Here is a 25,228-nt window from a genome sequence, read left to right as displayed (position 1 = left end):
ATGAACCGCACCCAACCCATCACCCTGCTCGTCTGCGCCCTCGGCGGCGAGGGCGGCGGCGTCCTGACCGAATGGCTGGTCGACACCGCGCGGCACGCCGGCTACGCCGCGCAGAGCACGTCCATCCCCGGCGTCGCGCAACGCACCGGCGCCACCACCTACTACATCGAAGTCTTCCCGGTGCCGCTGGCCGAGCTCGCGGGCCGCCGGCCGGTGTTCAGCCTGAGCCCGGTGCCGGGTGCGCTGGACGCCATCGTCTCCTCCGAGCTGCTCGAAACCACGCGCCAGATCGGCAACGGCATGAGCGCGCCGCAGCGCACGCTGGTCATCAGCTCGTCGAGCCGCACGCTGACCACGGCCGAGCGCATGCAGCCGGGCGACGGACGCGCGGATGCGCAACAGCTGCTGGACGTCGTCAAGGCCTTCAGCCGCGAGCACCATGTGTTCGACATGGCGGCGGCCGCGCGCGAGGCCGGCACGGTGGTCAGCGCGGTGATGCTCGGCGCGATCGCCGGCAGCGGGCTCTACCCGTTCCCGCGCGAAGCCTACGAGCGCGTGGTGCGCGGGGGCGACACCAGCGCGCCGGAGAAGCTCGGCAAGATGGCCGCGGCGAGCCTGCGCGGCTTCGCGAAGGCCTTCGATGCCGTCAGCGCGCCGCGCGCGCAGGCCGCGCTGGTCACGCGCCTGCTCGCGAGCCAGGGCCATGAGGCGCCGGCGGCGCAAGCCCCGCTGCCAGGCGGCATCGCCAGCGCCTTTCCGCTTGCGGTGCACGACATGCTCGCGCTGGGCCACGCGCGCGTGCTCGACTACCAGGACGCGGACTATGCCGCGCTCTACGTGAAGCGCCTGCGGCAGGTGCTCGACGCCGAACGCGCATCCGACCCGGCGGGTGCCAACGGCTACGAGATCACGCGCGAGATGGCGCGCTGGCTCGCACTGTGGATGGCCTTCGACGACATCGTGCGCGTGGCCGAACTCAAGAGCCGCGCCAGCCGCGCGCGCCGCGTGCGCGACGAGGTCAAGGCCGGCGAGGAGGACATCGTCAAGGTCTACGACCACTTCAAGCCGGGCGCGCCCGAGTTCGCGGCCCTGCTGCCGGCCTCGCTCGCGCACCGCGTCACCGCCTGGGACCGGCGCCGCAAGACGCCGTGGGCGCTGCCGCTCAAGGTCGGCAGCCACTCGGTGTTCGGCATGCTGTCGCTGCGCCTGCTGGCCTCGCTGCGCTGGCTGCGCCGGCGCGGCAGCCGCTTCGCCGAGGAGCAGGCGCTGATCGGCCGCTGGCTCGACGCGGTGGTGAAAGGCACCCGCGCCGACTGGCGCCTGGGCCGCGAGATCGCGCTGTGCGGCCGGCTCATCAAGGGCTACGGCAGCACCAACGAACGCGGCAAGCAGAACCTGCTGCATGTGATCGACCATCTGGCGAGCGCGCCGCTGCCCGACGGCTCCCCGTCCGGGCGCGCCACCGCGATTGCCGCCGCGCGCGATGCGGCGCTCGCCGACGAGGCCGGCACCGCGCTCGACGCCGCGCTGGTGCGCCATGGCGCGCCGCCACGGCCGGTGAAGGCACAACCCATCCGCTGGATGAAACGCACACCACAGGCACGCTGACTCAAGGTAAGTGCCGATTTCGCGTGCGTGTCGATTCTTATAAAAAAGAACGGAATCGCGCGCCGCGCCTTGCTTACACAACCAGGAGACCTCCCCCTATGTTCACCACCCGATTCCTGAGATCGGCGAGCACCCGTGCCGTGCTGGCGCTCGCGGCCACGCTGGCGCTGGCCGCCATGCCCGCGCAGGCCCAGGACAAGCCCGTCAACCTCAAGATGTCGAGCTGGGTGCCCGCGCAGCATCCGCTCAACCCCTCGCTGCAGGCCTGGGCCGACGACATCAAGAAGGCCTCCAACGGCACCATCACCGCGACGCTGTTCCCTTCGGAGCAGCTCGGCAAGGCCTTCGACCACTACGACATGGCGCGCGACGGCATCGCCGACTTCGCCTACATCAACCCGGGCTACCAGCCCGGCCGCTTCCCGATCATGGCGGGCGCCTCGCTGCCTTTCCTGTTCGCCAACGGCAAGGGCGGCTCGGCCGCGATCGACGCCTGGTACCGGCCATACGCGGCCAAGGAGATGAAGGACGTCAAGTTCTGCTTCGCCTTCGTGCACGACCCCGGCACCTTCCATGCGCGCAAGAAGATCACGCTCCCCACCGACATCAAGGGCATGAAGATCCGGCCCGCGACCAGCACCATCGGGCAGATGGTCACTTCGCTGGGCGGCACCAACGTGCAGGCTTCCGCGCCCGAGTCGCGCGACATGCTGGAGCGCGGCGTGGCCGATGCGATCACCTTCCCCTGGGGCTCGATCGGCCTGTTCGGCATCGACAAGGTGGTGAGCTACCACATGGACGTGCCGCTCTACGTCACGCCCTTCGTCTGGGCGATGAACCAGAGCAAGTACGACAGCATGTCGGCCGCGCAGAAGAAGGTGATCGACGACCACTGCACGAGCGAGTGGGCCCAGAAGGTCGCCACGCCGTGGGCCGATTTCGAGTTCGCCGGCCACGCCAAGATCGCCGCGCAGCCGGGGCATGAGATCTACAAGCTCACGCCGGAGCAGCTGGATGCGTGGCGCAAGGCCGTGGCGCCCGTCGAGGCGCAGTGGGCCGAGAGCGTGAAGAAGGTGGGCCAGGATCCGAAGGCGGTCATGGATTCGCTGAAGGCGAACCTCGCCAAGAGCCAGTCGGCCCTGTGATGGCGCGCCACGAGCTGGCGTCCCCGAGGGGCCGCCGCGCCTGGCCGCCCCCGGCGGGGGAATGGCGAAGCGACACGCAGTGCGCGCAGCCTGGGGGCGGGCAATGAGGATCATGGACAGGATGATCAACACGATCGAATGGCTCGCGGCCATGTTCGTCGGGATCGTCGCTCTCAACATCTTCATCGCAGTCGTCCTGCGGAAGTTCTTCAATGCCTCGATCCCGGATGCCTACGACTTCGGCCGCATGCTGCTGGGCATCCTGATCTTCTGGGGCATCGCCGCCACCAGCTACCGCGGCGGCCACATCACGGTGGACCTGGTGTGGACCGCGGCGGGCCCGCGCATGAAGCGCGCGATCGACGTGTTCGCCACGCTCGTCCTGCTCTTCGTCGTCGCGGTGCAGACCGCCACGCTGTTCGACAAGGTGCGCGGCACCTATGTCGACCACGTGCTGACCTACGACATGAACATCCCGACCTGGCCCTTCTATGCGGTGGCCTGGCTGGGCGACGTGTCGGCGGTGGTGCTGATCGCCATCCGCACCTATCGACTGATCTTCCACCCCGAATTGCTCGAAGAGACGAAGCCCGAGATGAAAGCCGACGAATGAGCACCGACCTGATCGCCGTCCTCGGCTTCGTCGTTCTCTTTGCATTGATGCTGCTGCGCGTGCCGGTCGGCATGGCGATGGGACTGGTGGGCGTCACGGGCTACGCGTGGATCGTCGGGCCCGGCCCCGCGCTCAAGCTGGTCGGCCAGACCTCCATGCGCACCGTGACCGACTACACCTTCGGCGTGATCCCGATGTTCATGCTGATGGGCGCGCTGGTGTCGGTGTCGGGCGTGAGCCGCGAACTCTTCAAGGCCGCCAACTCGATGATCGGCCACCTGCGCGGCGGCCTGGGCGTGGCGACGGTGCTGGCCTGCGGCGGCTTCGCGGCCATCTGCGGCTCCTCTGTCGCGACCGCGGCCACCTTCTCGGCCGTGGCCTACCCGGAGATGCGGCGCTTCAACTACCCGCAATCCTTCTCCACCGGCGTGATCGCGGCGGGCGGCACGCTGGGCGCCATCCTGCCGCCGTCCACCGTGCTGGCGGTGTACGCCATCCTCACGCAGCAGGACATCGGCAAGCTCTTCATGGCGGGCATCATCCCCGGCATCCTGGCGATGGCGATGTACGTCATGACCATCGCGCTCATCGTGCGCTTCCGGCCGAACTGGCTGCCGGGCGGCGAGGTCAGGCCCTGGGCGGAACGCGTGGCGGACCTGAAGAACGTGTGGGCGCCGCTGGTGCTCTTCGTGTTCGTGATCGGCGGGCTCTACGGCGGCTTCTTCACGCCGACGGAGGCCGGCGGCGTGGGCGCGAGCGGCGCCTTCATCCTCGGCGTGCTGCGCCGCAAGCTCGACGGGCCGAAGATCCGCGAGGCCCTGCTCTCGGCCACTCGCACGGCGGCGGCGGTGTTCACGGTGCTGATCGGCGCGCTGCTCTTCGGCTACTTCCTCACCATCACGCAGAGCCCGCAGAAGCTCACCGAGTTCCTCACCAGCCTGGGCATCGGCCGCTACGGCGTGCTGGCGCTCATCATGCTGATGTACCTGGTGCTGGGCTGCCTGATGGACGCGATGGCGATGATCATCCTGACGGTGCCGATCATCTTCCCGGTGATCGTGCACCTGGGCTTCGACCCGATCTGGTTCGGCGTGATCATCGTGATGACGGTGGAACTGGGGCTGATCCACCCGCCGGTGGGGATGAACGTCTTCGTCATCAAGAGCGTGGTGAAGGAGGTGAGCTTCACCACCATCTTCAAGGGCGTGCTGCCCTTCATCCTGACGGACATCCTGCGGCTGGTCATCCTGATCACGTTCCCGATCATTGCCTTGTGGCTGCCGACGAGGATGTGAGCACCCCCAGGCTTGCCCACTTCGTGTGGCCGCCTGCCCCCTTGCAGGGGGCAATACCGGTGGACCGGCCGAGCCGGATCCACGGTATTTCTGGAATGGCGCGCTGAGAATCTGATCGGATTGATACCCTTATGAGCATTCAAGTCATCTACACCGTGCGCGTCGAATTCGGCGACTGCGATCCCGCCGGCATCGTCTGGTTTCCCAACTTCTTCCGCTGGATCGACGCGGCCTCGCGTCATTTCTTCGCCGAGCGCGGCGTGCCGCGATGGGAAGAAACCGAGAAGACGCTGGGGGTCATCGGCACACCGCTCGTCGACACGCACACGCGCTTCGTCAAGAGCGCGAGCTACGGCGACACGCTGCACATCGCCGTGGCGATTCCCGAATGGCGCGACAGGAGCTTCGTGCAGACCTACCGCGTGACGCGCGGCGAGGACCTGATCCTCCAATGCGACGAGGTGCGCATCTTCGCGGCGAAGCGCGAAGGCGGCGGCATCCGCGCGGTGCCGATTCCGCCGGAGATCAGGCAACTCTGCGAATAGGCCTCGGTCGGCCGCCGGACGCGCGGCGCGCGCCGCCAAGCGCCTATGCCGCGCGCGCCTCGAAGGTGCAGCTCGCGTGGTTCTGCGCCGAGCACTTCAATTCGCTGCTCTGCGCCGGGCAGCCAAGCCACAGGTCCGCCAGCCCGCGCAGCATGCCCTTCACCGCATGGCAGACAGGCTGCTCCGAAGGGCCGAAGGCTTGCGCGAACGGGCTGTTGTGCACTTCCAGGCGCAGCGTGTCGCCGTCCGCTTCGAAGCGCCACGTGCCCCAGCCCAGCTGCGGCGAAGTGCCCTCGATGAGGGTCAGCAGCTTCTCGACGTCGCCGCCGCTATGCGCCAGGTAGGCGCGCGCGCTGTCCGAGCCTTGCTGGTGCACCGCCTGTTCCAGCGCGCCCAGCGCGAGTGCGCGGGTGTCCGGCGGCAGCAGGCGAAACATGGTCATCAGGGCATCGGGCCGCAGCAGCAGATAGCGGCGCGGTCCATCGCGCAATTCGCCCATGGCATCGTCGAAGACGAGCCTGTCCTTGAACTCCGCCACCGGGCCGCCCGCATCAGCCATGGTTCAGGAACTCATCCAGCGTCTTTTCGTTCGGCAGCGCGAACCCGGAGTGCGCCACGCGGCTGGTGGCCGCGGCACCCAGGCGGCGAAGCTTCACTGCCATTTCGGCGGCCTTCAGGACCACCGTCACGCCGTTGACGATGGGCGCGCCGTCGACATGCGCGCCCGGTGCGCCGAAGAGCATCATGGGAATGCCGCCGGTGGGCACGATGACGTCAGCGCCCGCGTCCATCAACCGGCGGGCTTCGCGCACGAACACCTGCTCCAGATCCGCCTTCTTCTCGGGCGAGGCGAAGGCCTCCATCCAGTCGGCCATCGTGGCGTCGACGGCGCGAATTCCGGCCACGCGCCGCTCCAGGCCGTAGCGCTGTACCTGGTCTGCATGGGTCGGGATGAAGGCGTGATTGATGGCGAGCAGCCCCAGCTTGCGCCCGAGCGTGCAGGCGTGCAACAGGCTGGTCTCGCCCAGCCCCAGCACCGGGATGTTCACCGAGGCGCGCGCCTCGTACAGGCCCACATCCTGGAAGTGGTTCATGAAGAACACGTCGTAGCTCTCTCGCTCGGCGCGGATCGCGTTGCGGATCACCTCGCGCGAAAAGCGAAACTCGGACAGCGCGTGCACCGTGGTGACGGAGGGCGTGGTGGTGTGGAACTCCACCTCGAACTCCGGGTCGACGCAGGCCTGCATGTGGGGCAGCAACTGCGCCAGATAAGTGCGGTGGCCCACGTTGTCCGTGGCGCCCTGCGCCCAGATGCGGAACCTGGTCTTGGATGCATTCATTCAGATCACCTTTCCGGGGTTGAGGATGCCCTTGGGATCCAGGGCGTGCTTCACGGCGCGCATCGCCGCCAGTTCCGCGGGGCTGCGCGTGTGGCCCAGGACCTTGCGCTTGAGCAGGCCGATGCCGTGCTCGGCGGAGACGGCGCCGCGGTAACGCCGCGTCAGGTCGTACACCAGCTCCTCGATCTGCGCGCGCGTTTCCGGCCGGCCGCCATCGGCATGCGCGATCACGTGCAGGTTGCCGTCGCCGAGATGGCCATAGACCAGGGCCGTGCCGTTCGGCCAGCGCTCGCGCAGCAGGGCTTCGCACTCCAGCGCGGCGCGGCCGATGTCCGCGATCGCGAAGCTCACGTCGAACGCCGCCATGCCGGGCAGCAGCAGGGGGAATTCCGCCGTGGCATCGCGCACCGCCCACAGCGAGCGAGCGTCGGTGCCGGAACGCGCCACGGCGGCATCTTCGATCACGCCTTCTTCCAGCATGCGGGCCAGGAAGTCATCGAAGGCCGCCGGGTGGTGCACGGCGTCGGCGCCCGCGCTTTCCATCAGCACGTTCATGGCGTGCCGGCCCGGCAAGGGCGCGCGCAGGCCCTTGACCTTCTCCATCATGAAGTCGAGGTAGCTGGGCCACATCACCTCGAAGGCAGACACGCCCCCCGGCAGTTCCGCCTTCGCGCGCCGCAGCAGGGTGGTCACCGCGTCGTAGTTCGGCAGGCCGCACCAGGCGGTGCACACCGAGCGCGGCTGCGGATGCAGCTTGAGCACCACGCGCGTGACGATGCCCAGCGTGCCTTCGGCGCCGGCCAACAGGTGGCGGAAGTCGTAGCCGGTGTTGTTCTTCACCATCTTGTGCAGGCCGCCGACCACGCTGCCGTCGGCCAGCACCGCCTCGATGCCCAGCACCTGGTCGCGCATGGTGCCATAGCGGATGACGCGGTTGCCGCCGGCATTGGTGGAGAGGTTGCCGCCGATGGTGCAGGTGCCGCGGGCGCCCAGGTCCAGTGCGAACAGGAAGCCGGCGGCCTCGGCGGCTTCCTGCACCGCCTGCAGCGTGCAGCCGGCCTGCGCGGTGAGCGTGCCGGAGATCGCATCGACCTCTTCGACCGCGTTCATCCGCTCCAGGCTCACGGCGACTTCGTCGGGACCGCAACAGGCGCCGCCCGCCAGGCCGGTGAGCCCGCCCTGCGCAACCACCGGCTGCCCGAACTCGTTGCAGATCTGGAGCATGCGCGCCAGTTGCCCGGTGCTGTGCGGGCGCAGCAGGGCACGCGGCACACTGGCCGGTGCCCCGCTCCAGTCGCCGTGGCGCCGGTCGGGGATGGCGGGGCCGGTGGCCACGAGATCGGTGCCGAGCGCCTGGACCAGGGCATCGACGGCTTGTTCAGTATGCATGTCGGAAGGTCTTTCGTCTGGAAGTTCAGGGCCGGGCCGCCCGCATCGCCTGGGCGAAGCCGCGCGCGGCGAGGCCGATGTCATTGGCAACCACGGCCAGTTCGTAGCCCTCGGCGAAGGCCTGGCGGGCGGCGTCGGCGTCGGAGGTGAACAGGCCGCAAGGGAGGCCTTGCTGGTGGGCGATGTCGCGGATGCGCGCGCAGCAAGCCTTCAGTTGGTCGGCGCTGGCGTCCGGCATCGACAGCTGCAGGTCGCCGGTGCCGATGAAGATGAAGTCGATGCCTTCGACGGCGCAGATCGCCTCGGCGTTCAGGGCACCCAGCGCGGTTTCGATCATGGCGCCCACGGCGACGTGCTGATTGGCGGCCCGCATGCTGTCGATGCCGGCCAGCAGCGGCCGCACGCCGCCGCCCGAGCGCCTGCCCTGCGGCGGGTAGCGGCTGGCGCTGGCCAGGACGCGCGCGTCGTCCGCGCTTTCCACCAGCGGCGCCATGACCGCGGCCACGCCGGCATCCAGCGCCGCGCCGACGGCCGTCGCCGAGAAATCCGCCGTCCGCGCAATGACGCAAGTGCGCGCCCCCGCCATGCCGGCGGCGGCCTCGAGCGCTGCGCGCTCCCACAGTCCATGCTGGAGATCGAGCACGACGGCGGCTGGCACGGACTGTGCAGCGATCTCGGCCAGCGCGGCGCTGCCGAGGGCCAGCCACACCAGGGGCAGAACGGCGCCGCGTTCCAGCCGTGGCCTGAAGGGATGCTGGAAGGGCGGTGCCTGCGAGTTCATGGGTGGAAGCTCTCCACCGCTTTTCGTCCTGGCCGTCGCGGCCGGGGATTATCGTTGGAGCGGTTGACAACAGTATATTGTTCGTGCCACATTGAAGTCAATGTCCTTTAAGCCTCAACTAAATTTGAAATCACCGGCAAGGCCGGCAAATAGCTTCTGCAGAGGGAGAGTCGCGTTTCCTGTTCGTTGCGGCCTTTGTTTCTGGCGATCCGAGAACAAGGATCAGGTGCCGGATTGACATCAAACTGTATACGGAAGATAGGCGTGGCTCGCTCGACCTCCCCTTTGAAGGGCGTGCCCGAAGCGCAGCCGCAGAGCCGCCAGAGCCTCAGCGCCATCGCCTACGACGCCCTGCGCAGCCGGTTGCGCACGGGCCTGGTGACGCCGGAAGATCGCATGGTGGATCTTGAGATCGCGGCGCAGTTGGGCATGTCGCGCATGCCGGTCCGCGAGGCGCTGCTGCAGCTGGTGGCCGAGGGCGTCCTGGTCAGCACCGCGCGCGGCTATCGCATCCCCACGCTGGCTCCGAAGGACGTGATCGAGGTGTTCGAGCTGCGCAAGCTGCTGGAGCCGCGTGCCGCGGCGCTCGCCGCCCGCGATCTGTCGCGCGCCGGTATCGCGCAGTTGAGCGCGGCGCTGAGCGAGGCCAAGGCCGCCCAGGCCTCGGAGGATTTCCCGCGCCTGTTCCGCGCCAACGTGGATTTCCGCGAGACCTGGCTGGGCGCCGTGCGCAACAAGCGGCTGGCGGCGGTGATCATGCGCTGCTCCGACCAGGTGTTGACCGTGCGGATGTCCACCCTGCGCGGGCCGGGGATCCCTCCGGTCGTGGTCGCCGGGCTGAAGGAACTGTATGCGAGCTTTGCGCGGCACGACTCGGTCGCGGCCCACGACAGCATGTTGAGGTTCGTGCTCGCCGCGGAGAGCGCCTACGCGGCCCTGGGCGATACGAGCGAGCAATGAACCCATTCCATCGGCCGCACCACGCACTGTCCCACTCCCCGCCCATCCCCTTTAACCGGAAGAGAAACGCACCATGACAGATCTCCAACTCCAGCACGCGTTGCAGGACCCGACCCGGCGCCATCTGCTGCTCGGCGCCATGGCTGCCGGTGCGGGCTCGCTCCTGCCGTGGCAGATGGCCGGCGCGCAGACGGTGGACAAGTCCACCCTGTCGATCGCCTACCCGGTGGATGTGCCGACCTGGGACCCGAATGCGCTGTCCATTCCAACGATCCAGAACCTGTATCAGTCGGTGTTCGATTCTCCGCTGCGCTACTCGCCGCAGTTGAAGCTCGAACCGCGCCAGCTGAAGGAATGGAAGTGGGTCGACAACAAGGCCACCCGCCTCGAGGTCACCCTGCGCGACGACATCCTGTTCCACGACGGCACGCGCCTGACGATGGACGACTTCCGCTACAGCCTGGCCGAGCGCGCGAAGGCCGACAAGAAGCTGCTGGTGGGCGGCATGCTCAACACCGTGAGCGACATCGAGGTGAGCTCGCCGACCAAGGGCGTGTTCGTCTTCAACCGGCCGACGCCGGCCGCCCCGATCTACTTGGCCTTCCTTGCCGTCTACGTGGTGCCCAAGGCCTACATGGAGAAGGTGGGTCCCGAGGGCTTCAACGCCAAGCCCATCGGCGCCGGCCCCTACCGGATGGTGGAACACCAGCGCGGCTCGCGCATCGTGCTGGAAGCCTTCGACAAGTACTGGGGTGGTGCGCCCCCGATCAGGCAGGTGGTGTTCCAGATCGTGCCCGAAGGCTCGGCGCGCGTCGCGCTGGCCGAGTCCGGGCGGGTCGGCATGGCCACGCAATTGCCCATGCGCGAAGTGCAGCGGCTGGCGTCGAAGACCGGCATCCTGACCAAGGTCTATCCCGTCTCCGAGGTCTACATGATCCGGATTCCCAGCTATGTGAAGCCGATGGACAACGACCACGTGCGCGCGGCCATGCACCTGTCCATCGACAAGGCGGCACTCTCCAAGGCTTTCTACGGCGGCGTCGCCAAGCCGCTGTCGGTCATGACACCCGAGGGTACGCCCTCCTACGTGCCCGACTTCCACTACCCCTATGACAAGAACAAGGCCATCGCCGAGCTGAAGGCCGCCGGCTACAGCACTTCCAACCCGGTGTCCTTCACGCTGCTGTCCACCAACGGCGTGTTCCCGAACGACTACGACCTGGCACGCGCCATCGCCGCGATGTGGAAGGCCGTGGGCATCAACGCCACCATCGAGGAGACCACGCCGGCCAAGCTGGTCGAGGCGGCGCAGAACGGCAAGCTCGCGGGGCCGCTGCTCTACAGCTGGGTCAACAGCACCGGCGATCCGGAGAACTATGCCGGCCGCATCTTCGACCCGCGGCTGCGCTTCTCGACCTGGAAGGACATGGCGCTGGCCCCGCGCATCGATGCGCTGATGACCGAGGTCGACGAGACCAAGCGCATGGCCGGCTACAAGGCGCTGAACGTCGAGTCGTCCGAGAAGTCCTGGGCCATCCCGCTGCTGCAGGCCGTGGCCACGGTGGCGTATTCGTCGACGCTGCAGCCCACCCTGTTCGACAACGGCTACATCCTGCCGGCCGACATGAAGTACCGCTGAACCGGCCTCGATCCCTGACAGACCGCGCGCAGGTCCCACGACATGTTCCAGATCATTTCCGCGATCATCCTGCGCCGGCTGCTGCTGGCCATCCCGACCCTGCTGCTGTTGTCGCTGGTCGTGTTCGTCGTGCTGCGCATGCTGCCGGTCGATCCGCTCGCGATGCTGCTGCCCGCATCGGCCACGCCGGCCGATGCGGCGGCGCTGCGGGAGCAGCTCGGTTTGGACAAGCCCGTCCCGCAGCAATTCCTGATCTGGCTGTGGCAGGCCCTCAACGGCAACCTGGGCACCTCGATCAACTTCCGCCAGCCGGTGGCCCACCTGATGCTGTCCTCGCTGCCGGCAACACTGGAGCTGACCTTGGCGGGCCTGCTGCTTGCGCTTCTGATCAGCGTGCCGGGCGGCGTGCTGGCCTACGCTCTCTACCAGCGCCGTCGCGAAACCGCCGCGGACCTCGCGGTGGCACTGATGCAGTCGATTCCATCCTTCCTCTGGAGCCTGCTGCTGATCCTGGCCTTCGGCGTGCTGTGGCCCGTGCTGCCCTTCAGCGGGCGAGTCGGCGGAGGGGTGGCGCTGCCCGACATCACCGGCTTCGCCCTCATCGACCTGCTGCTGGTGGGCCACTTCAGCGGCTGGCTCACGGCGCTGTCGCACCTGCTGCTGCCGGCGCTGGCCCTGGCCCTGGGCTTCGCGCCGCTGGTGATCCGGGTGCTCCGCTCCAGCCTGATCGACGCCGCCCACGAACCCTACGTCGAAGCGGCGCGGCTGCGCGGGCTGTCGGAAGCCCGCATCGTGTGGCGCCACATGCTGAAGAACGCGGCGCTGCCCACGATCACCATGATCGGCGTGCAGTTCGGCTTCCTCTTCGGCGGCGCGCTGCTGGTGGAGATGATCTTCGGCTTCCCCGGGGTGGGGAACCTGATGGTGCAGGCGGTGAAGGGCAACGACCTGCCGCTGATCCAGGGCATCGCCCTGATCTTCTGCGTGCTGATGCTGGCGATCACGGTGATCGTCGACGTTCTGTATGCCGTGTTGAACCCGCGACTGAGAACGCTATGACCGCGACTGCCACCACGATGACCTCCCAGGCTCCGACTGCCGTCTCTTTTGCCGTCACCCGCGGCGCGCTGCGCCAGTTGGGTCGCCAGCCGCGCGTGTGGGTGGGCGGCGGCATCCTGCTGGCCGTGCTGCTGCTGGCCCTGCTCGCGCCCTGGGTGGCGCCGCATGACCCGCTGGAACAGGACCTGCTGCACATGCTGACGCCACCGATGTGGGCGTCGGGCGGCGACCCCTCCTTTCCGCTCGGCACCGACGGCCTGGGCCGCTGCGTGCTGTCGCGCGCGATCTACGGCTCGCGCGTGGCCCTGACCGTGGCCATCGTCGCGGCGCTGGGCTCGATGCTGCTGGGAAGCAGCCTGGCGATGCTGAGCGGCTACTTCGGCGGCGTCGTGGATCGCGGCATCAGCTACGTGGTCGATTTGTGGATGTCCTTCCCGCCCGTGGTGTTGTCGCTGATCCTGCTGGTCGGCCTCGGCACCGGCGTCGACAAGGTGATCCTCGCGGTGGTGCTGGTGGACTGGACGCGCTTCTGCCGCGTGGTCCGCGCCGACGTGCTGGTCACCCGCCGCCGCGACTATGTGTTGGCAGCCCGCCTGCTGGGCTTCAGCCACCTGCGCACCATGATGCGCGAGGTACTGCCGGCGGTCGTGCCGCTGATGATCACGCTGTTCTCCATCGAGATGGGCATCGCCATCGTGGTGGAGGCGACGCTGTCCTTCATCGGCCTTTCGGTGCCGGCGCAGGTCACGACCTGGGGACAGATGCTGGCGGACGGCCGCACCGACATGCAGAGCGCCGCCTGGGTGATGCTGGTGCCGGTCGCCAGCATCATCCTCACCGTCCTGGGCTGCAACCTTTTCGGCGACGGTGTCCGCGTCGCGCTGGACCCGCGCCTGCGCCTGCGGAGCGAATGACATGCTGAGTATTTCCAATCTCACATTGACGGCCCGCCTGGGCGGCGCGAAGGTCGACCTGCTGCGCGACGTCTCGCTGAACCTGGAGCGCGGCAAGGTGCTCGGGCTGGTGGGAGAGTCCGGCGCCGGCAAGAGCATGATCGGCCGCGTGATCGCCGGCCACACCCCGGCTGGCTTCGAGGTCACGCGCGGCGCCATCAGGTTCGACGGCCTGGATCTGCTGACGCTGGACGCCAGGGCCTGGCGCCGGCTGCTGGGGCGGCGCATTGCTTTCGTGCCGCAGGAGCCGCTGACCGCGTTGAACCCGGTGCTGACCATCGCCCAGACCTTCGACGAGCACCTCGCGCACCTGGGAGTGCCGTCCAGAGGCCGTCGGCGCCTGATGCTGCAGCAGCTGGAATCGGTCCATCTGCCGAAGCCGGACGAGCTGGCTGAGCGCTATCCGCACGAACTCTCGGGCGGCCAGTGCCAGCGCGTGCTGATCGCCATGGCTTTCGTGGCCAACCCGGCGCTGCTCGTGGCCGACGAGCCGACCACCGCGCTGGACGTCGTCAGCCAGGCCAACGTGCTGCAGCTGCTCGCCGAGCAGAGGCGCATTCACCACACGGCGATGCTGTTGATCACGCACGACCTGCGGCTGGCGGCCCACGTGTGCGACGACATCGCCGTGTTGTACGCGGGCGAGCAAGTCGAATACGGACCGGCGCGCGAAGTGCTGGGGCGCTCGCGCCACCACTACACCTGGGCGCTGGACCACGCCACGCCCGACGTGCACGGGCCGCAGCGCCTGCTGCCGACTCTTGGCGGCCAGATGCCCGGCGTCGCGGCGCTGGGCGCCATCGCCGGCTGTCGCTTCGCGGCACGGTGCCCGCAACGGCAGCCAGCCTGCACGCAGCAGCCGCCCGCCCTGGTCGAGCAGACCGCCGGACACTGGGTCCGCTGCATCGCGCCACGGCCGCTCACGCAGAACGATGTACCCGCCGGCGACAGCCGCGACGCGGCCTGGAAGGCGCCGGCCGGCGACCCCGATGCGCCGCCGCTGGTGGAACTCCAGGACGCGACGCTGCGCTACACCGCACGCCGGGGCCTGCTGGGCCGGCGCAAGGTGCACAACGTGGCGGTCCATCGGCTCTCGCTGAAGGTGCGGCCCGGCGAATTCGTAGGCATCGTGGGGGAAAGCGGCAGCGGCAAGAGTTCGGTGGCGCGCCTGATCGTCGGCGCCGAGTCGCTGACCAGCGGCCGGCTTCTGGTGGAAGGGCAGGAGCGCTCGGGCACCCGCGCGCTGCGGCTCACGCGCGAGCAGGTGCAGATGATCTTCCAGGATCCGCACTCCGCGCTGAACCCGCGCCGCTCGGTGTTTCGGCTCCTGACCCAGGCCTACGAATCCGACCGGATGGCGGCGAAGCTCGAGCGCAAGCCGCGCGAGCAGCATGCCCGCGATCTGCTCAATGATGTCGGATTGCCGGGGGACGCGCTCGCGCGCTTTCCGAGCCAGCTCTCGGGCGGGCAGAAGCAGCGCGTCAACATCGGGCGGGCCTTGTGCGTGATGCCCAGGCTGCTGGTCGCGGACGAGATCGTTTCCGGGCTCGACGTGTCGGTGCAGGCCCAGGTCCTCAACCTGCTGCTCGAGCTGGGACGGCGCCACGGCATCGCGCTGGTGCTGATCTCGCACGACCTGTCGGTCGTTCGCTACCTGTGCTCGCGCGTGGTCGTCATGCAGCGCGGCGACGTCGTCGAGGAGGGCCGGACCGAGACGGTATTTTCCAGCCCGCAGCATCCCTACACGCGTTCGCTGCTCGCCTCCGTGCCACCCGCGGACCCGTCGATCGCCTGGCCGCCCGGGCCAGTGTCAAGTCATGGCTTGCGGCCCATGCCCCTCGACGCACCGTTGACCTGAAGGGCCGAGGGCCAGGTCTCGGAATGGCCAGAGGCTCGCTTCGCAGCGCAACCGCTGCTCTCGCCCTACGGGCGGGCCTCGAAGACGAGATTGAACGGCGTTTCCGCGGCGCGCCGAAAACGGCTGAATCCCCCTTGCTTCACGACAACATCGCGCAGGCGCTGCTCGCCGGCCTGGGCGCCCAGTCCGAGCCCCACCTCCTGCGAGAGGGAGCACGGCGTGCACACCATCGTGGAGGCGGAGTAGAAGATGCGCCCGACCGGGTTCAGGTTGTCTTCCAGTCGATCGTTCGCGAACGGTTCGACAATCATCCACATGCCGTCCGGCGCCAGCGTCTCGCGCACATGGCGCGCCGCCCCGACCGGGTCGCCCATGTCGTGCAGGCAGTCGAAGAATGCAACCAGGTCGAAGTCTCGGCCCGGATAGGTCTTCGCCCCCGCCATCTCGAAACGAACCCGGTGGGCGACGCCCGCCGCGGCGGCGCGCTCGCGCGCGGCCGTGATCGAAGGCTCGTGGTAGTCGTAGCCGACGAAGGTCGACTGCGGGTACGCCTGCGCAAGCACGATCGTCGATGCGCCGAAGCCGCAGCCGACATCGGCCACGCGCGCGCCCGCTTGAAGTCGCTCGCGCATGCCGTCCAGGGCGGGAATCCAGCTCGGTTCCAGGTTCGCGTTGTAGCCCGCCCGGAAGAAGCGTTCGGTGCCGGTGAACAGGCCCGGATGGTGTTCGTGCCAGCCAAGGCCGGTGCCGTCGCGAAAGGCCTTCTGGACCTTGTCGATGTCATGAAACATCGACATCAGGACATCGAAGCCACCCACCATGAAAGCCGGGCTGCTGTCGTCGGCAAGCACCAGCGCGGCCTCGGGCGAGAGAGCAAAGGTCTGCGCCTTCGGATCGTAGTCGACGAAGCCGCTGGCGGCCTGCGCGCTGAGCCACTCCTGGGCATAGCGCAATCGCAGACGCGTCCTGTCGCTGAACTGGTCGACCGTCATCGGGCCGGCGCCGGCCATCGCCTTGTACAACCCGAGCCGGTCTCCGAGGATGACGAGCGGCGCGCCGGCGAGCGCGCCGAACTCCGTGACCATCCTGCCCATCAGGGCATTGAGCCTGTCTTCATCGATCTGCATGACTTCACTCCTCAGGGTTGCGTCGTGCCGCATGAGCGATCACGCGCGCGACGGGTCGGACTCGATGGATATTCGGGTCCTGGTGTCCCGCGGTTACGCGCCTCGCACCAACGTCGGCGCCGGGGTCCTGGCCGACAAGATGAGGGTCAGCCCCTGTTCCCGAGTGCAGTAAGAATTACGTAAGATTCGCGCCTACGCCCCAACCAATGTACCCATGATCGACGTCGAATTGCCAGCGCCTGTTGCAACCGTTCGCAACCTCATTGCCAGCCGCGGGATCGTTCCGGCCCTGGCCATGCTCAACGACAGGACGCCCTTTCGATTCACGGCGATCTACAAGTTGAACGGCGATGTCATGCACGCGACGCACGCCTTCGACCGCGACTGCGAATACCGCACCTGGCTGAAGGTGGTGCCTCTGCCAAAGAGCTTCTGCCGGTATGCGATCGAGCATGGCGAGTTCGTGACCAGCCATGCTTCCAGGGATCGACGCCTGACGAATCGGCCCTATGCCGGGATGGTCGAGTCGTACTACGGGCGGCTGCTGAGGCGCGAGTGCGGCACGCCCTATGGCACCTTCATCCATTTCGATCTGGAGCCACGCGACATGCCCTCAGAAGAAATCCGCTTTCTGAGCGATGTGATCCCGCAGTTCATCGACTACCTGGAATGAACGGACGCCGACGGCTCACTCCTTGACCGATCCCGTCATCCCCGACACGTAGTACTCGACGAAGAAGGAGTAGATGAAGGCCACCGGCAGCGAGCCCAGCAGCGCCCCCGCCATCAGGGGCCCCCACTGGTACACATCGCCCTGCACCAGTTCGGTGACCACGCCCACCGGCAGCGTCTTGATCTCCGAGGAGGAGATGAAGGTCAGCGCGTAGATGAACTCGTTCCACGACAGCGTGAACGCGAAGATGCCGGCCGAGATGAGCCCCGGGACCGCCAGCGGCAGCACGATCTTGACCAAAATCTGCCAGCGGCTCGCGCCGTCGATCAGCGCGCACTCCTCCAGCTCGGCCGGGATCGAGCGGAAGTAGCCCGTCAGCAGCCAGGTGCAGAAGGGGATCAGGAAGGTCGGGTAGGTCAGGATCAGCGCCCAGCGCGTATCGAAGAGCCCGAGGTTGAACACCACGTTCGCCAGCGGAATGAACAGGATCGACGGCGGCACCATGTAGGCCAGGAAGATCGACAGACCCACCTGCTTGGAGCCCTTGAAGCGCAGCCGCTCGATCGCGTAGGCCGCGAACACCGAGGCCGCGAGCGAGAAGAATGTCGACACCACCGACACCAGCACCGTGTTCCAGAGCCACTGCGGGTAGGAGGTCTCGAACAGCAGCTTGTGGAAGTGCGCCAGCGTGGGCGCGATGACCCAGAACGGGTTGCCTTCGCGCGACAGCAGTTCCGCGTCGGGCTTCACCGAGGTGATCGCCATCCAGTAGAACGGAAACAGCAGCACGATCAGGAACACCACCAGGGGCAGGTACACCGTCACCACCTTGCGCGGCAGCGAATCCAGGAAACCCATGCCGATCGTGTCGACCTTTCCCTGCTTGCTCAATTGAACGGCACTCATTTGTCGGCCCCTCCCTGTTGCCAGGCGCGGCGCTGCAACCCGAAGAAACTGAACATCACGCAGGCGAGCAGGAAGGGCACCATCGCAATCGCGATGGCCGCGCCCTCGCCGAGCGCGCCGCCCGAGATCGCGCGCTGGAAGGACAGGGTGGCCATCAGGTGCGTCGCATTGAGGGGCCCGCCGCGCGTGATGACGTAGATGAGCTGGAAGTCGGTGAAGGTGAAGAGCACGGAGAAGGTCATCACCACCGCGATGATCGGCGTGAGCAGCGGCAGCGTGACGTGGCGGAACTGCTGCCACGGCGTGGCGCCGTCGATGGCCGACGCCTCGTAGTACGAGGGCGAGATGGTTTGCAGCCCCGCGAGCAGCGTGATCGCCACGAAAGGCACGCCGCGCCAGACGTTGGCGATGATCACCGCGAAGCGCGCGTTCCACGGGCTGCCGAGGAAGTCGATGTACGTGTCGATGAGCCCCATCTTCACCAGCGCCCAGCTGATGATGGAGAACTGCGAGTCGTAGATCCACCAGAAGGCGATCGCCGACAGCGCCGTCGGCACGATGTAGGGCAGCAGGATCACCGCCCGGAAGAAGGTCTTGAAGCGGATGTTCTTGTTCAGCAGAACCGCCAGCCACAGCCCCAGGAAGAACTTGAACACGCTCGCCACGAAGGTGTAGAAGATCGTATTGAAGAGGGCCAGCCGCGTGACGGCGTCGCCCCACAGGTACTCGTAGTTCTCGAGTCCGACCCAGGACCCCGGCCGCCCGACCTTGGCGTCGGTGAAACCGAGGTAGGTGCCCAGCCCCAGTGGATAAGTCAGAAACAGCAGCAGCAGCAGCGCCGCCGGCAACATGAACATGAAGCCGAGCGCGTTGCGACTGTTCTGCATCCTTGCCAGAAATGTCATGGGGCGGGCTGCCTTGATCAGAGCTTGTAGTAGCGTTCGGCGCGCTTCTGGGCGCGTTCGGCGGCTTCCTTGGGGGTCTTGGCGCCGCTTGCGGCTTCAGCCACCATGTTGGGGATGATGAAGTCCGCCGCGCAGCCGGCCGATGCGTAGCCCAGCTTGCCGTCGTAGCCGGCCGGGCGCAGGTTCTTCACCGAATCCCGGTACGGCATGTTCTTCGGGTCGGAAGTCCAGATCGTGCTGTTCTCGTAGAAGCGCAGCGGCTGCGCGACATAGCCGCCGCCGCCCTGCAGCCAGGGGTCGTACTGCTCCTTCTCCATCATGAAGCGCAGGAACTCCTTCGCGGCGTTCGGAAACTTCGTGTACTTCATGATCATCTGGTTGAAGAACAGATGCGATTCGGTCGGCACGCCCACGGGCCCGATGGGGAACACCGCGTGGTTGATGTCGGCGGCCATTTCCTTGACCTTGGGGTCGGTCGCGTTCTTCGCCGCGTAGTAGATCGAGATGCCGTTGTTGGTGACGCTGATCTGGCCGTCGAGGAAGGCCTTGTTGTTGTTCGGGTCCAGCCACGAGAGCGTGCCGGGGATGAAGTTGGCATACAGCTCCTTGCCGTATTCCAGTGCCTTCAGCGTCTCGGGGCTGTCGATCACGACCTTGTTGTTCTTGTCGACCAGCTTGCCGCCGAAGGCCCAGATCAGCCAGTTGGTCCAGGTGCTGTCGCCCGTCGCGTTGCCCAGCGCCATGCCGCCGGGTGTGCCCTTTTCCTTCAGGGCCTTGTAGAGCTTCAGGAAGTCGTCGGTGTTCTTGGGGAAGGTGTCGAAGCCGGCGGCCTTGACCATGCTCTCGCGGTAGACGATGAGCGAGCCCGATGCGCCCAGCGGCAGGCCGATCCACTTCTTGCCGTCGGGCCGCATGAAGGCCTCGCCCGCCGGGTACCAGCCGCCGTATTTTTTGCCGAGGTACTCGGCCAGGTCGGTGACGTCGAGCAGCTTGTCCGGATAGAGGTTGGCGTCGTCGTTGGTCGACAGGATGATGTCCGGGCCGGCGCCGGTGTTGGCGGCCACGGCCGCCTTGGGCCGAACGTCTTCCCAGCCCTCGTTGTCCACGCGGACCTCGATGCCCGTGGTGTCGGTGAACTTCTTGACGTTGGCCATGTAGGCGTCGATGTCGCCCTGCACGAAACGGCTCCAGCGCAGCACGCGCAGCTTGGCGCCCTTCTCGGGCTTGAAGCTCATCGACTGGGCTTGCGCGAGCGGCGAGAAGATCGTGCCGCCGACGCCCAGCGTCGCCGCGGCGGCCATGCCGGCCGAGCCTTTCAGAATCTTGCGGCGATTGTTGAAGTCACTCATGGATGTCTCCTGTTGATGATCGGGCCGTGATGAAGCTCAGGCCACCAGCCGTTGGCCGGTGCCTGCGTCGAAGAGATGGGCGCGCTGCAGGTCGGGCTGCAGGTGGATGACGGTGCCGGGCGCGAAATCGTGGCGCTCGCGGAACACCGCGGAGATCTCGGCGCCCTCATGACGGCACGCCACGAAGGTATCCATGCCGGTCGGCTCCATCACGACGACGCGCGAGGGGATGCCGCCGGCGTCCGCCAGGATCAGGTGCTCGGGCCGCGTGCCGTAGACCACCGGCTGGCCATCCGTGCCGCCGGCGCGCAGGGGCGCGTCGAGTTGCGTTCCGTCCTGCAGTTCCACCCGCGCGCCCCCGGCACCGCGGCGCAGGATGCCCGGCAGGAAGTTCATGGCGGGCGAGCCGATGAAGCCGGCGACGAACTGGTTGGCGGGACTGTCATAGAGCTCCAGCGGGCTGCCGGTCTGCTCGATGCGGCCGTCGCGCATGACGACGATCTTGTCGCCCATCGTCATCGCCTCGATCTGGTCGTGCGTGACGTAGATCGAGGTGGTCTTCAGGCGCTGGTGCAGCTCCTTGATCTCGCCGCGCATCGCCACGCGCAGCTTTGCATCGAGATTGGACAGCGGCTCGTCGAACAGGAACACCTGCGGATCGCGCACGATGGCGCGGCCCATCGCGACGCGCTGGCGCTGGCCGCCCGAGAGCTGGCGCGGATAGCGGTCGAGCAGCGGAATGAGCGCGAGGATTTCGGCGGCGCGCTGGACCTTGGTGTCGATGGTCGCCTTGTCCGTCTTCGCCAGGGCCAGCGCGAACGCCATGTTGTCGCGCACCGTCATGTGCGGGTACAGCGCGTAGTTCTGGAACACCATCGCGATGTCGCGCTCCTTCGGCGGCAGGTCGTTGACGCGCTTCTCGCCGATGCGGATCTCCCCGCTGTTGATCTCCTCCAGTCCCGCGATCATGCGCAGCAGCGTCGACTTGCCGCACCCGGAGGGTCCGACCAGCACGGTGAAGGAACCGTCCTGGATGTCGATGTCCACGCCGTGGAGGATGGGGACATCACCGAAATTCTTCTTGACCGCCTGGATCGTGACACTGGCCATGCACTGGAGTCCTGATAGGTTCGCCGTACTTCGGCGCAAGCGGCTCGGAAGGCCCGGGCCGCAACCGCGCAGTATTGGCATTGGCCCGGGCCCGCGCATCAGGGCAAACCGGTACGCATTAACCCCCGGAAATTTGTATGATGACCTGATAACCGATCAAATTCCCACCACCATGGCGCGAGCCACCTCCGCCACCTCCCAGCCCCAGCAGTTGATCGTCGATCGGCTTTCGGACCGGCTGGCGGCGCGCTTGAGCGCGCAGATCGAATCGGGCGAACTCAAGCCCGGCGACCGGCTGCCGACCGAGCTGCAGCTGGCCTTGATGCACGGGGTCTCGCGCACCGTGGTGCGCGAAGCGGTGCACCAGCTCAAGTCCAGGGCCCTGGTGCTGTCGCGTCAGGGGTCTGGCGTCTTCGTGGCCGCGCGGCCGATCCACAAGCCGCTCGAGTTCGACCCGAGGGTGCTGAACTCCGTTCAGGCCGTGGTCCATGTGGTCGAGGTGCGGCGCGTGCTGGAAGGCGAGATCGCCGCGCTCGCGGCCGAGCGGGCGACCAAGACCCAGATCACCGCGCTGCGGCGCGCACTGGAGGCCATCGACCAGGCGGTCGCCGCCGGGCGCGACGGCGTCGCCGAGGACCTGGCCTTCCACCGCGTCATCGGCGAGGCCACCGGCAACCCGCAGTTCCGCCTGCTGCTCGGCTTCCTGGAGCAATATCTGCGCGAAGGCATGCGCATCACGCGCGGCAACGAAGCGCGGCGGGCGGATTTCATGGTCGCGGTGCAGCTCGAGCACCGCGCCATCTTCGAGGCCATCGCCGCGCACGATCCCGTCGCGGCGCGCCTCCATGCCACCGAACACCTCACCCGCGGCGAGCAGCGGCTCGTCGAGGGTGGCGTCATCGACGCCCAACGGCGCAGGGCGGCCGCCAAGGCCGCGCGCAAATCGACGAAATGAAGGAGACAGCAACATGAAACTGATGATCACTGGCGGCGGCGGCTTCGTGGGCGCGCGCCTGGCGCGCACGCTCTTGAGACGCGGCACGCTGGCGGGCGAGCGCATCGATCGCCTCGTCCTCACCGACATCGCGCCGCCGCCGGCCGACCTGCTGGCGGAGGGGCGCGTCGAGGCGCGCACCGGCCCGCTGCTCGCACAGGCCGACGCGCTGCGCGAGGAGGCCTTCGACGGCGTGTTCCACCTGGCTTCGGCCGTGTCCGGCGAATGCGAAGCCGACTTCGACCTCGGCCTGCGCTCCAACCTGGACAGCACGCGCGCGCTGCTCGATGCGATCAGGGCCCATGTCAACGCGGGCGGCAAGGCGCCGCGCGTGGTGTTCTCCAGTTCGGTGGCGGTGTTCGGCCCCGACCCGGCCGTGCCGCTGCCCAAGATCGTGGCGGACGACACGCTCCCGGCGCCGCAGACCTCCTACGGCACGCAGAAGCTGATCTGCGAGCACCTCATCGCTGACTACACGCGCAAGGGCTACATCGACGGCCGCGCCGCGCGCCTGATGACCGTGACCGTGCGCCCCGGCCGGCCGAACGGCGCCGCCTCTTCCTTCTTCAGCGGCATCATCCGCGAGCCGCTGGCGGGCATCGAGTCGATCTGCCCCGTCTCGCCCGAGGTGTCGCACCCGGTGTCCTCGCCCTCGCGCACCATCGACGGCCTGATCGCCGTCTACGAAGCCAGCCGCGAGGCCTTCTGCGGCCGCACCGCGCTCAACCTGCCCGCGCTCAATGTGCGCGTGAGCGACATGCTCGAGGCGCTGGAGCAGGTGGCGGGCCCGGCCGTGCGCGCCCGCGTGCGCTTCGAGCGCGACGAGCGCATCGCCGGCATCGTGGCCAACTGGCCCAGCGGGGCCTCGGCGGCGCGGGCCGCGCGGCTCGGGTTGCTGCCGCACGAGAACTTCGCCGACATCATCCGGCAATACATCGACGACTGCTCGGCGCTGCCGAGCGCAAGTGAGACCCTCAAGGGCATGAACCGGTGAAATCCATGAAACCCACGAAACCAAAGAACGCCAAGATCACCAAGTCCTCCGCCAGGAAAGGCGCCAGGAGCCTGCGCTCGCAGGCCTGGTTCGACAACCCGTCCAATGCCGACATGACGGCGCTCTACCTGGAGCGCACCATGAACTTCGGCTTGAGCTTCGAGGAGCTGCAGTCGGGGCGCCCGATCATTGGCATCGCGCAGACCGGCTCGGACATCGCCCCCTGCAACCGGCACCACCTGGTGCTGGCCGAGCGCGTGCGCGAAGGCATCCGCGATGCCGGCGGTGTCGCCTTCGAGTTCCCGATCCATCCGATCCAGGAAACCTGCAAGCGCCCGACCGCCTCGCTCGACCGCAACCTGCAATACCTGTCGCTGGTCGAGATCCTGTACGGCTACCCGATCGACGGCGTGGTGCTGACCACCGGCTGCGACAAGACCACGCCGGCGCAGATCATGGCGGCGGCGACGGTGGACATCCCCGCCATCGCGCTCAACGCCGGGCCGATGCTCAACGGCTGGTACCAGGGCGAGCGCACCGGCTCGGGCACCATCGTCTGGAAGGCCCGCGAGATGATGGCCGCGGGCGAGATCGGCTACCAGGAGTTCCTGAAGCTGGTGGCATCGTCCGCGCCTTCGACGGGGCACTGCAACACCATGGGCACGGCGTCGACCATGAACTCGCTGTCCGAGGCGCTGGGCATGACGCTGCCGGGCAGCGCGGCCATTCCCGCGCCCTACCGGGACCGCCAGGAGATGGCCTACATGACGGGCAAGCGCATCGTGGAGATGGTGCGCGAGGACCTGAAGCCCTCGGACATCCTCACGCGCGCGGCCTTCGAGAACGCGATCGTGGTGAACTCCGCCATCGGCGGATCGACCAACGCGCCGATCCACCTGAACGCCATCGCGCGCCACATCGGCGTGCCGCTGACGACGGCCGATTGGGAAAAGCACGGCTACAAGATCCCGCTGATCGTCAACCTGCAGCCCGCGGGCGAATATCTCGGCGAGGACTACTACCGCGCCGGCGGCGTGCCCGCGGTGGTGGCCGAACTGATCGCCAAGGGCAAGATCCAGCCGGCCCTCACCGCCAACGGCAAGACGCTCATCGAGAACTGCGAAGGCAAGTTCACCAGCGACCCCAAGGTGATCTTCCCCTATGCGAAGCCGATGAAGAAGAACGCCGGCTTCCTCAACTTCACCGGCAATCTCTTCGACTCCGCGATCATGAAGACCAGCGTGATCTCGCCGGAGTTCCACGCCCGCTACCTGGAAGACCCGGAGGACCCGATGGCCTTCGAAGGCAATGCGGTTGTCTTCGACGGGCCGGAGGACTACCACCACAAGATCGACGACCCGAAGATGAAGATCGACGCCCACAGCGTTCTCTTCATGCGCGGCGTCGGGCCGGTGGGCTATCCGGGCGCGGCCGAGGTGGTGAACATGCGCGCGCCCGCCTACCTGCTGAAGAAGGGCATCACCGCCCTGCCCTGCATCGGCGACGGGCGGCAGTCGGGTACCTCGGGTTCGCCCTCGATCCTCAACGCCTCGCCGGAGGCGGCGACCAGCGGCGGGCTGGCGCTGCTCAAGACCGGCGACCGCGTGCGCATCGACCTGAAGAAGCGCACGGCCAACATGCTGGTATCCGATGAAGAGATCGCGAAGCGACGCGCCAGCCTCGAGGCCGCCGGCGGCTACCCCTATCCGCCGAGCCAGACGCCGTGGCAGGAGATCCAGCGCGGCATCGTGGACGAGTTGTCGGAAGGCATGGTGCTGAAGCCGGCGGTTAAGTACCAGAAGATCCACGCGACCTTCGGCATTCCGCGCGACAACCACTAGGGCCTGTTAACACAAGCGAAGTCCATCGGCGATCAGCGCGAAGCTGATGAAGCCGAGGAACATCACGTCGAGTTTCTCGAAGCGCGAGAAGATGCGGCGGAATCCCTTGAGGCGCCGGAACAGCCGCTCGACTTCATTGCGGCG

General features: G+C 67.6%; 23 protein-coding genes and 1 pseudogene. 14 read left to right on the top strand and 10 right to left on the bottom strand.

The window, feature by feature from the left end; translation table 11 throughout:
* The 5 genes from AC1DNF_RS23530 to AC1DNF_RS23510 all read left to right on the top strand — a co-directional run bounded on the left by AC1DNF_RS23530 (position 1) and on the right by AC1DNF_RS23510 (position 5,206).
* Positions 1-1,608: an indolepyruvate oxidoreductase subunit beta family protein gene (locus tag AC1DNF_RS23530; RefSeq protein ID WP_478151055.1), complete on the top strand. Its 1,608-nt coding sequence runs from the start codon at positions 1-3 to the stop codon at positions 1,606-1,608.
* Positions 1,609-1,706: 98 nt separating this feature from the next.
* The gene (locus AC1DNF_RS23525) at positions 1,707-2,753 is read left to right on the top strand and encodes a TRAP transporter substrate-binding protein (protein ID WP_478151054.1); all 1,047 of its coding nucleotides are present in this window, start codon (positions 1,707-1,709) and stop codon (positions 2,751-2,753) included.
* A 112-nt stretch (positions 2,754-2,865) separates the two neighbouring features.
* Positions 2,866-3,366, top strand: coding sequence for a TRAP transporter small permease (locus AC1DNF_RS23520; RefSeq protein ID WP_478151053.1), 501 nt, complete (start codon positions 2,866-2,868; stop codon positions 3,364-3,366).
* Positions 3,363-4,661: a TRAP transporter large permease gene (locus AC1DNF_RS23515; protein ID WP_478151052.1), complete on the top strand. Its 1,299-nt coding sequence runs from the start codon at positions 3,363-3,365 to the stop codon at positions 4,659-4,661. The genes AC1DNF_RS23520 and AC1DNF_RS23515 overlap by 4 nt, the downstream gene beginning before the upstream one ends.
* 131 nt (positions 4,662-4,792) lie before the next feature.
* Positions 4,793-5,206 (top strand): acyl-CoA thioesterase, encoded by a 414-nt coding sequence (locus AC1DNF_RS23510; protein ID WP_478151051.1) that lies wholly within the window; start codon positions 4,793-4,795, stop codon positions 5,204-5,206.
* Positions 5,207-5,249: 43 nt separating this feature from the next.
* Here AC1DNF_RS23510 and AC1DNF_RS23505 read toward each other — a convergent pair whose 3' ends face one another.
* From AC1DNF_RS23505 to AC1DNF_RS23490, 4 genes are read right to left on the bottom strand one after another with little or no spacing between them, the layout of a single operon-like run.
* On the bottom strand, positions 5,250-5,765 hold the full coding sequence (locus AC1DNF_RS23505; RefSeq protein WP_478151050.1) for a V4R domain-containing protein: 516 nt from the start codon (positions 5,763-5,765) through the stop codon (positions 5,250-5,252).
* Positions 5,758-6,546: an aspartate/glutamate racemase family protein gene (locus tag AC1DNF_RS23500; protein WP_478151049.1), complete on the bottom strand. Its 789-nt coding sequence runs from the start codon at positions 6,544-6,546 to the stop codon at positions 5,758-5,760. Before AC1DNF_RS23500 ends, AC1DNF_RS23505 begins: the two co-directional genes overlap by 8 nt.
* Positions 6,547-7,935, bottom strand: a complete 1,389-nt coding sequence (locus AC1DNF_RS23495; RefSeq protein ID WP_478151048.1) for an FAD-binding oxidoreductase — start codon at positions 7,933-7,935, stop codon at positions 6,547-6,549.
* A gap of 25 nt (positions 7,936-7,960) precedes the next feature.
* Entirely contained in the window at positions 7,961-8,716 is a 756-nt protein-coding gene (locus AC1DNF_RS23490; RefSeq protein ID WP_478151047.1) for an HpcH/HpaI aldolase family protein, read from the bottom strand.
* Between the two features lie 264 nt (positions 8,717-8,980).
* On the opposite strand from AC1DNF_RS23490, the gene AC1DNF_RS23485 reads away from it, so the two are divergent.
* The 5 genes from AC1DNF_RS23485 (at position 8,981) to AC1DNF_RS23465 (ending at position 15,185) form a co-directional block, all read left to right on the top strand.
* Entirely contained in the window at positions 8,981-9,676 is a 696-nt protein-coding gene (locus AC1DNF_RS23485) for a GntR family transcriptional regulator (RefSeq protein WP_478151046.1), read from the top strand.
* 73 nt (positions 9,677-9,749) lie between these two features.
* Positions 9,750-11,315, top strand: a complete 1,566-nt coding sequence (locus AC1DNF_RS23480; protein ID WP_478151045.1) for an ABC transporter substrate-binding protein — start codon at positions 9,750-9,752, stop codon at positions 11,313-11,315.
* A 42-nt stretch (positions 11,316-11,357) separates the two neighbouring features.
* Complete coding sequence (locus AC1DNF_RS23475) at positions 11,358-12,374, top strand: ABC transporter permease (protein ID WP_478151044.1); 1,017 nt, start codon at positions 11,358-11,360, stop codon at positions 12,372-12,374.
* Positions 12,371-13,288 (top strand): ABC transporter permease, encoded by a 918-nt coding sequence (locus AC1DNF_RS23470; protein WP_478151043.1) that lies wholly within the window; start codon positions 12,371-12,373, stop codon positions 13,286-13,288. Before AC1DNF_RS23475 ends, AC1DNF_RS23470 begins: the two co-directional genes overlap by 4 nt.
* 1 nt (position 13,289) lies before the next feature.
* Positions 13,290-15,185, top strand: a complete 1,896-nt coding sequence (locus AC1DNF_RS23465; protein WP_478151042.1) for a dipeptide ABC transporter ATP-binding protein — start codon at positions 13,290-13,292, stop codon at positions 15,183-15,185.
* 65 nt (positions 15,186-15,250) lie between these two features.
* Here the strand turns inward: AC1DNF_RS23465 and AC1DNF_RS23460 are convergent, their stop codons facing one another.
* Positions 15,251-16,312, bottom strand: a complete 1,062-nt coding sequence (locus tag AC1DNF_RS23460) for a class I SAM-dependent methyltransferase (protein WP_478151041.1) — start codon at positions 16,310-16,312, stop codon at positions 15,251-15,253.
* Positions 16,313-16,526: 214 nt separating this feature from the next.
* Between AC1DNF_RS23460 and AC1DNF_RS23455 the strand changes: the two genes are divergently transcribed.
* On the top strand, positions 16,527-16,985 hold the full coding sequence (locus AC1DNF_RS23455; RefSeq protein WP_478151040.1) for a hypothetical protein: 459 nt from the start codon (positions 16,527-16,529) through the stop codon (positions 16,983-16,985).
* A 15-nt stretch (positions 16,986-17,000) separates the two neighbouring features.
* On the opposite strand, the gene AC1DNF_RS23450 is transcribed toward AC1DNF_RS23455, so the two are convergent.
* Genes AC1DNF_RS23450 through AC1DNF_RS23435 form a run of 4 tightly spaced genes read right to left on the bottom strand, consistent with a single transcriptional unit; the run spans position 17,001 to position 21,255 of the window.
* Positions 17,001-17,891, bottom strand: a complete 891-nt coding sequence (locus AC1DNF_RS23450) for a carbohydrate ABC transporter permease (RefSeq protein ID WP_478151039.1) — start codon at positions 17,889-17,891, stop codon at positions 17,001-17,003.
* The gene (locus AC1DNF_RS23445; RefSeq protein WP_478151038.1) at positions 17,888-18,796 is read right to left on the bottom strand and encodes a carbohydrate ABC transporter permease; all 909 of its coding nucleotides are present in this window, start codon (positions 18,794-18,796) and stop codon (positions 17,888-17,890) included. The genes AC1DNF_RS23450 and AC1DNF_RS23445 overlap by 4 nt, the downstream gene beginning before the upstream one ends.
* A 17-nt stretch (positions 18,797-18,813) precedes the next feature.
* Positions 18,814-20,145: an ABC transporter substrate-binding protein gene (locus tag AC1DNF_RS23440; protein ID WP_478151037.1), complete on the bottom strand. Its 1,332-nt coding sequence runs from the start codon at positions 20,143-20,145 to the stop codon at positions 18,814-18,816.
* Between the two features lie 36 nt (positions 20,146-20,181).
* Entirely contained in the window at positions 20,182-21,255 is a 1,074-nt protein-coding gene (locus AC1DNF_RS23435) for an ABC transporter ATP-binding protein (RefSeq protein ID WP_478151036.1), read from the bottom strand.
* Here AC1DNF_RS23435 and AC1DNF_RS23430 point away from each other — a divergent pair.
* From AC1DNF_RS23430 to AC1DNF_RS23420, 3 genes are read left to right on the top strand one after another with little or no spacing between them, the layout of a single operon-like run.
* The gene (locus AC1DNF_RS23430) at positions 21,227-22,210 is read left to right on the top strand and encodes a FadR/GntR family transcriptional regulator (protein WP_478151035.1); all 984 of its coding nucleotides are present in this window, start codon (positions 21,227-21,229) and stop codon (positions 22,208-22,210) included. The genes AC1DNF_RS23435 and AC1DNF_RS23430 overlap by 29 nt on opposite strands.
* Before the next feature lie 13 nt (positions 22,211-22,223).
* A complete protein-coding gene (gene denD / locus AC1DNF_RS23425; protein WP_478151034.1) occupies positions 22,224-23,243 on the top strand; it encodes a D-erythronate dehydrogenase in 1,020 nt (339 codons plus the stop codon).
* 5 nt (positions 23,244-23,248) lie between these two features.
* Positions 23,249-25,084, top strand: a complete 1,836-nt coding sequence (locus AC1DNF_RS23420) for an IlvD/Edd family dehydratase (RefSeq protein WP_478151033.1) — start codon at positions 23,249-23,251, stop codon at positions 25,082-25,084.
* 6 nt (positions 25,085-25,090) lie between these two features.
* On the opposite strand, the pseudogene AC1DNF_RS23415 reads toward AC1DNF_RS23420, so the two are convergent.
* Positions 25,091-25,228 (bottom strand): annotated as a pseudogene (locus AC1DNF_RS23415) (IS5-like element ISCARN85 family transposase); the annotation flags it as partial.

Source organism: Variovorax sp. 01T432 (assembly GCF_056398605.1).
Note: the sequence above shows the minus strand (reverse complement) of the source record. Positions and strands in the feature narration are given on the sequence as shown.

Coding starts and splice junctions, on each gene's coding strand:
- AC1DNF_RS23530 (WP_478151055.1), top strand. CDS start 1: ATGAACCGCACCCAACCCATCACCCTGCTCGTCTGCGCCCTCGGCGGC.
- AC1DNF_RS23525 (WP_478151054.1), top strand. CDS start 1,707: ATGTTCACCACCCGATTCCTGAGATCGGCGAGCACCCGTGCCGTGCTG.
- AC1DNF_RS23520 (WP_478151053.1), top strand. CDS start 2,866: ATGGACAGGATGATCAACACGATCGAATGGCTCGCGGCCATGTTCGTC.
- AC1DNF_RS23515 (WP_478151052.1), top strand. CDS start 3,363: ATGAGCACCGACCTGATCGCCGTCCTCGGCTTCGTCGTTCTCTTTGCA.
- AC1DNF_RS23510 (WP_478151051.1), top strand. CDS start 4,793: ATGAGCATTCAAGTCATCTACACCGTGCGCGTCGAATTCGGCGACTGC.
- AC1DNF_RS23505 (WP_478151050.1), bottom strand. CDS start 5,765: ATGGCTGATGCGGGCGGCCCGGTGGCGGAGTTCAAGGACAGGCTCGTC.
- AC1DNF_RS23500 (WP_478151049.1), bottom strand. CDS start 6,546: ATGAATGCATCCAAGACCAGGTTCCGCATCTGGGCGCAGGGCGCCACG.
- AC1DNF_RS23495 (WP_478151048.1), bottom strand. CDS start 7,935: ATGCATACTGAACAAGCCGTCGATGCCCTGGTCCAGGCGCTCGGCACC.
- AC1DNF_RS23490 (WP_478151047.1), bottom strand. CDS start 8,716: ATGAACTCGCAGGCACCGCCCTTCCAGCATCCCTTCAGGCCACGGCTG.
- AC1DNF_RS23480 (WP_478151045.1), top strand. CDS start 9,750: ATGACAGATCTCCAACTCCAGCACGCGTTGCAGGACCCGACCCGGCGC.
- AC1DNF_RS23475 (WP_478151044.1), top strand. CDS start 11,358: ATGTTCCAGATCATTTCCGCGATCATCCTGCGCCGGCTGCTGCTGGCC.
- AC1DNF_RS23470 (WP_478151043.1), top strand. CDS start 12,371: ATGACCGCGACTGCCACCACGATGACCTCCCAGGCTCCGACTGCCGTC.
- AC1DNF_RS23465 (WP_478151042.1), top strand. CDS start 13,290: ATGCTGAGTATTTCCAATCTCACATTGACGGCCCGCCTGGGCGGCGCG.
- AC1DNF_RS23460 (WP_478151041.1), bottom strand. CDS start 16,312: ATGCAGATCGATGAAGACAGGCTCAATGCCCTGATGGGCAGGATGGTC.
- AC1DNF_RS23455 (WP_478151040.1), top strand. CDS start 16,527: ATGATCGACGTCGAATTGCCAGCGCCTGTTGCAACCGTTCGCAACCTC.
- AC1DNF_RS23450 (WP_478151039.1), bottom strand. CDS start 17,891: ATGAGTGCCGTTCAATTGAGCAAGCAGGGAAAGGTCGACACGATCGGC.
- AC1DNF_RS23445 (WP_478151038.1), bottom strand. CDS start 18,796: ATGACATTTCTGGCAAGGATGCAGAACAGTCGCAACGCGCTCGGCTTC.
- AC1DNF_RS23440 (WP_478151037.1), bottom strand. CDS start 20,145: ATGAGTGACTTCAACAATCGCCGCAAGATTCTGAAAGGCTCGGCCGGC.
- AC1DNF_RS23435 (WP_478151036.1), bottom strand. CDS start 21,255: ATGGCCAGTGTCACGATCCAGGCGGTCAAGAAGAATTTCGGTGATGTC.
- denD (WP_478151034.1), top strand. CDS start 22,224: ATGAAACTGATGATCACTGGCGGCGGCGGCTTCGTGGGCGCGCGCCTG.
- AC1DNF_RS23420 (WP_478151033.1), top strand. CDS start 23,249: ATGAAACCCACGAAACCAAAGAACGCCAAGATCACCAAGTCCTCCGCC.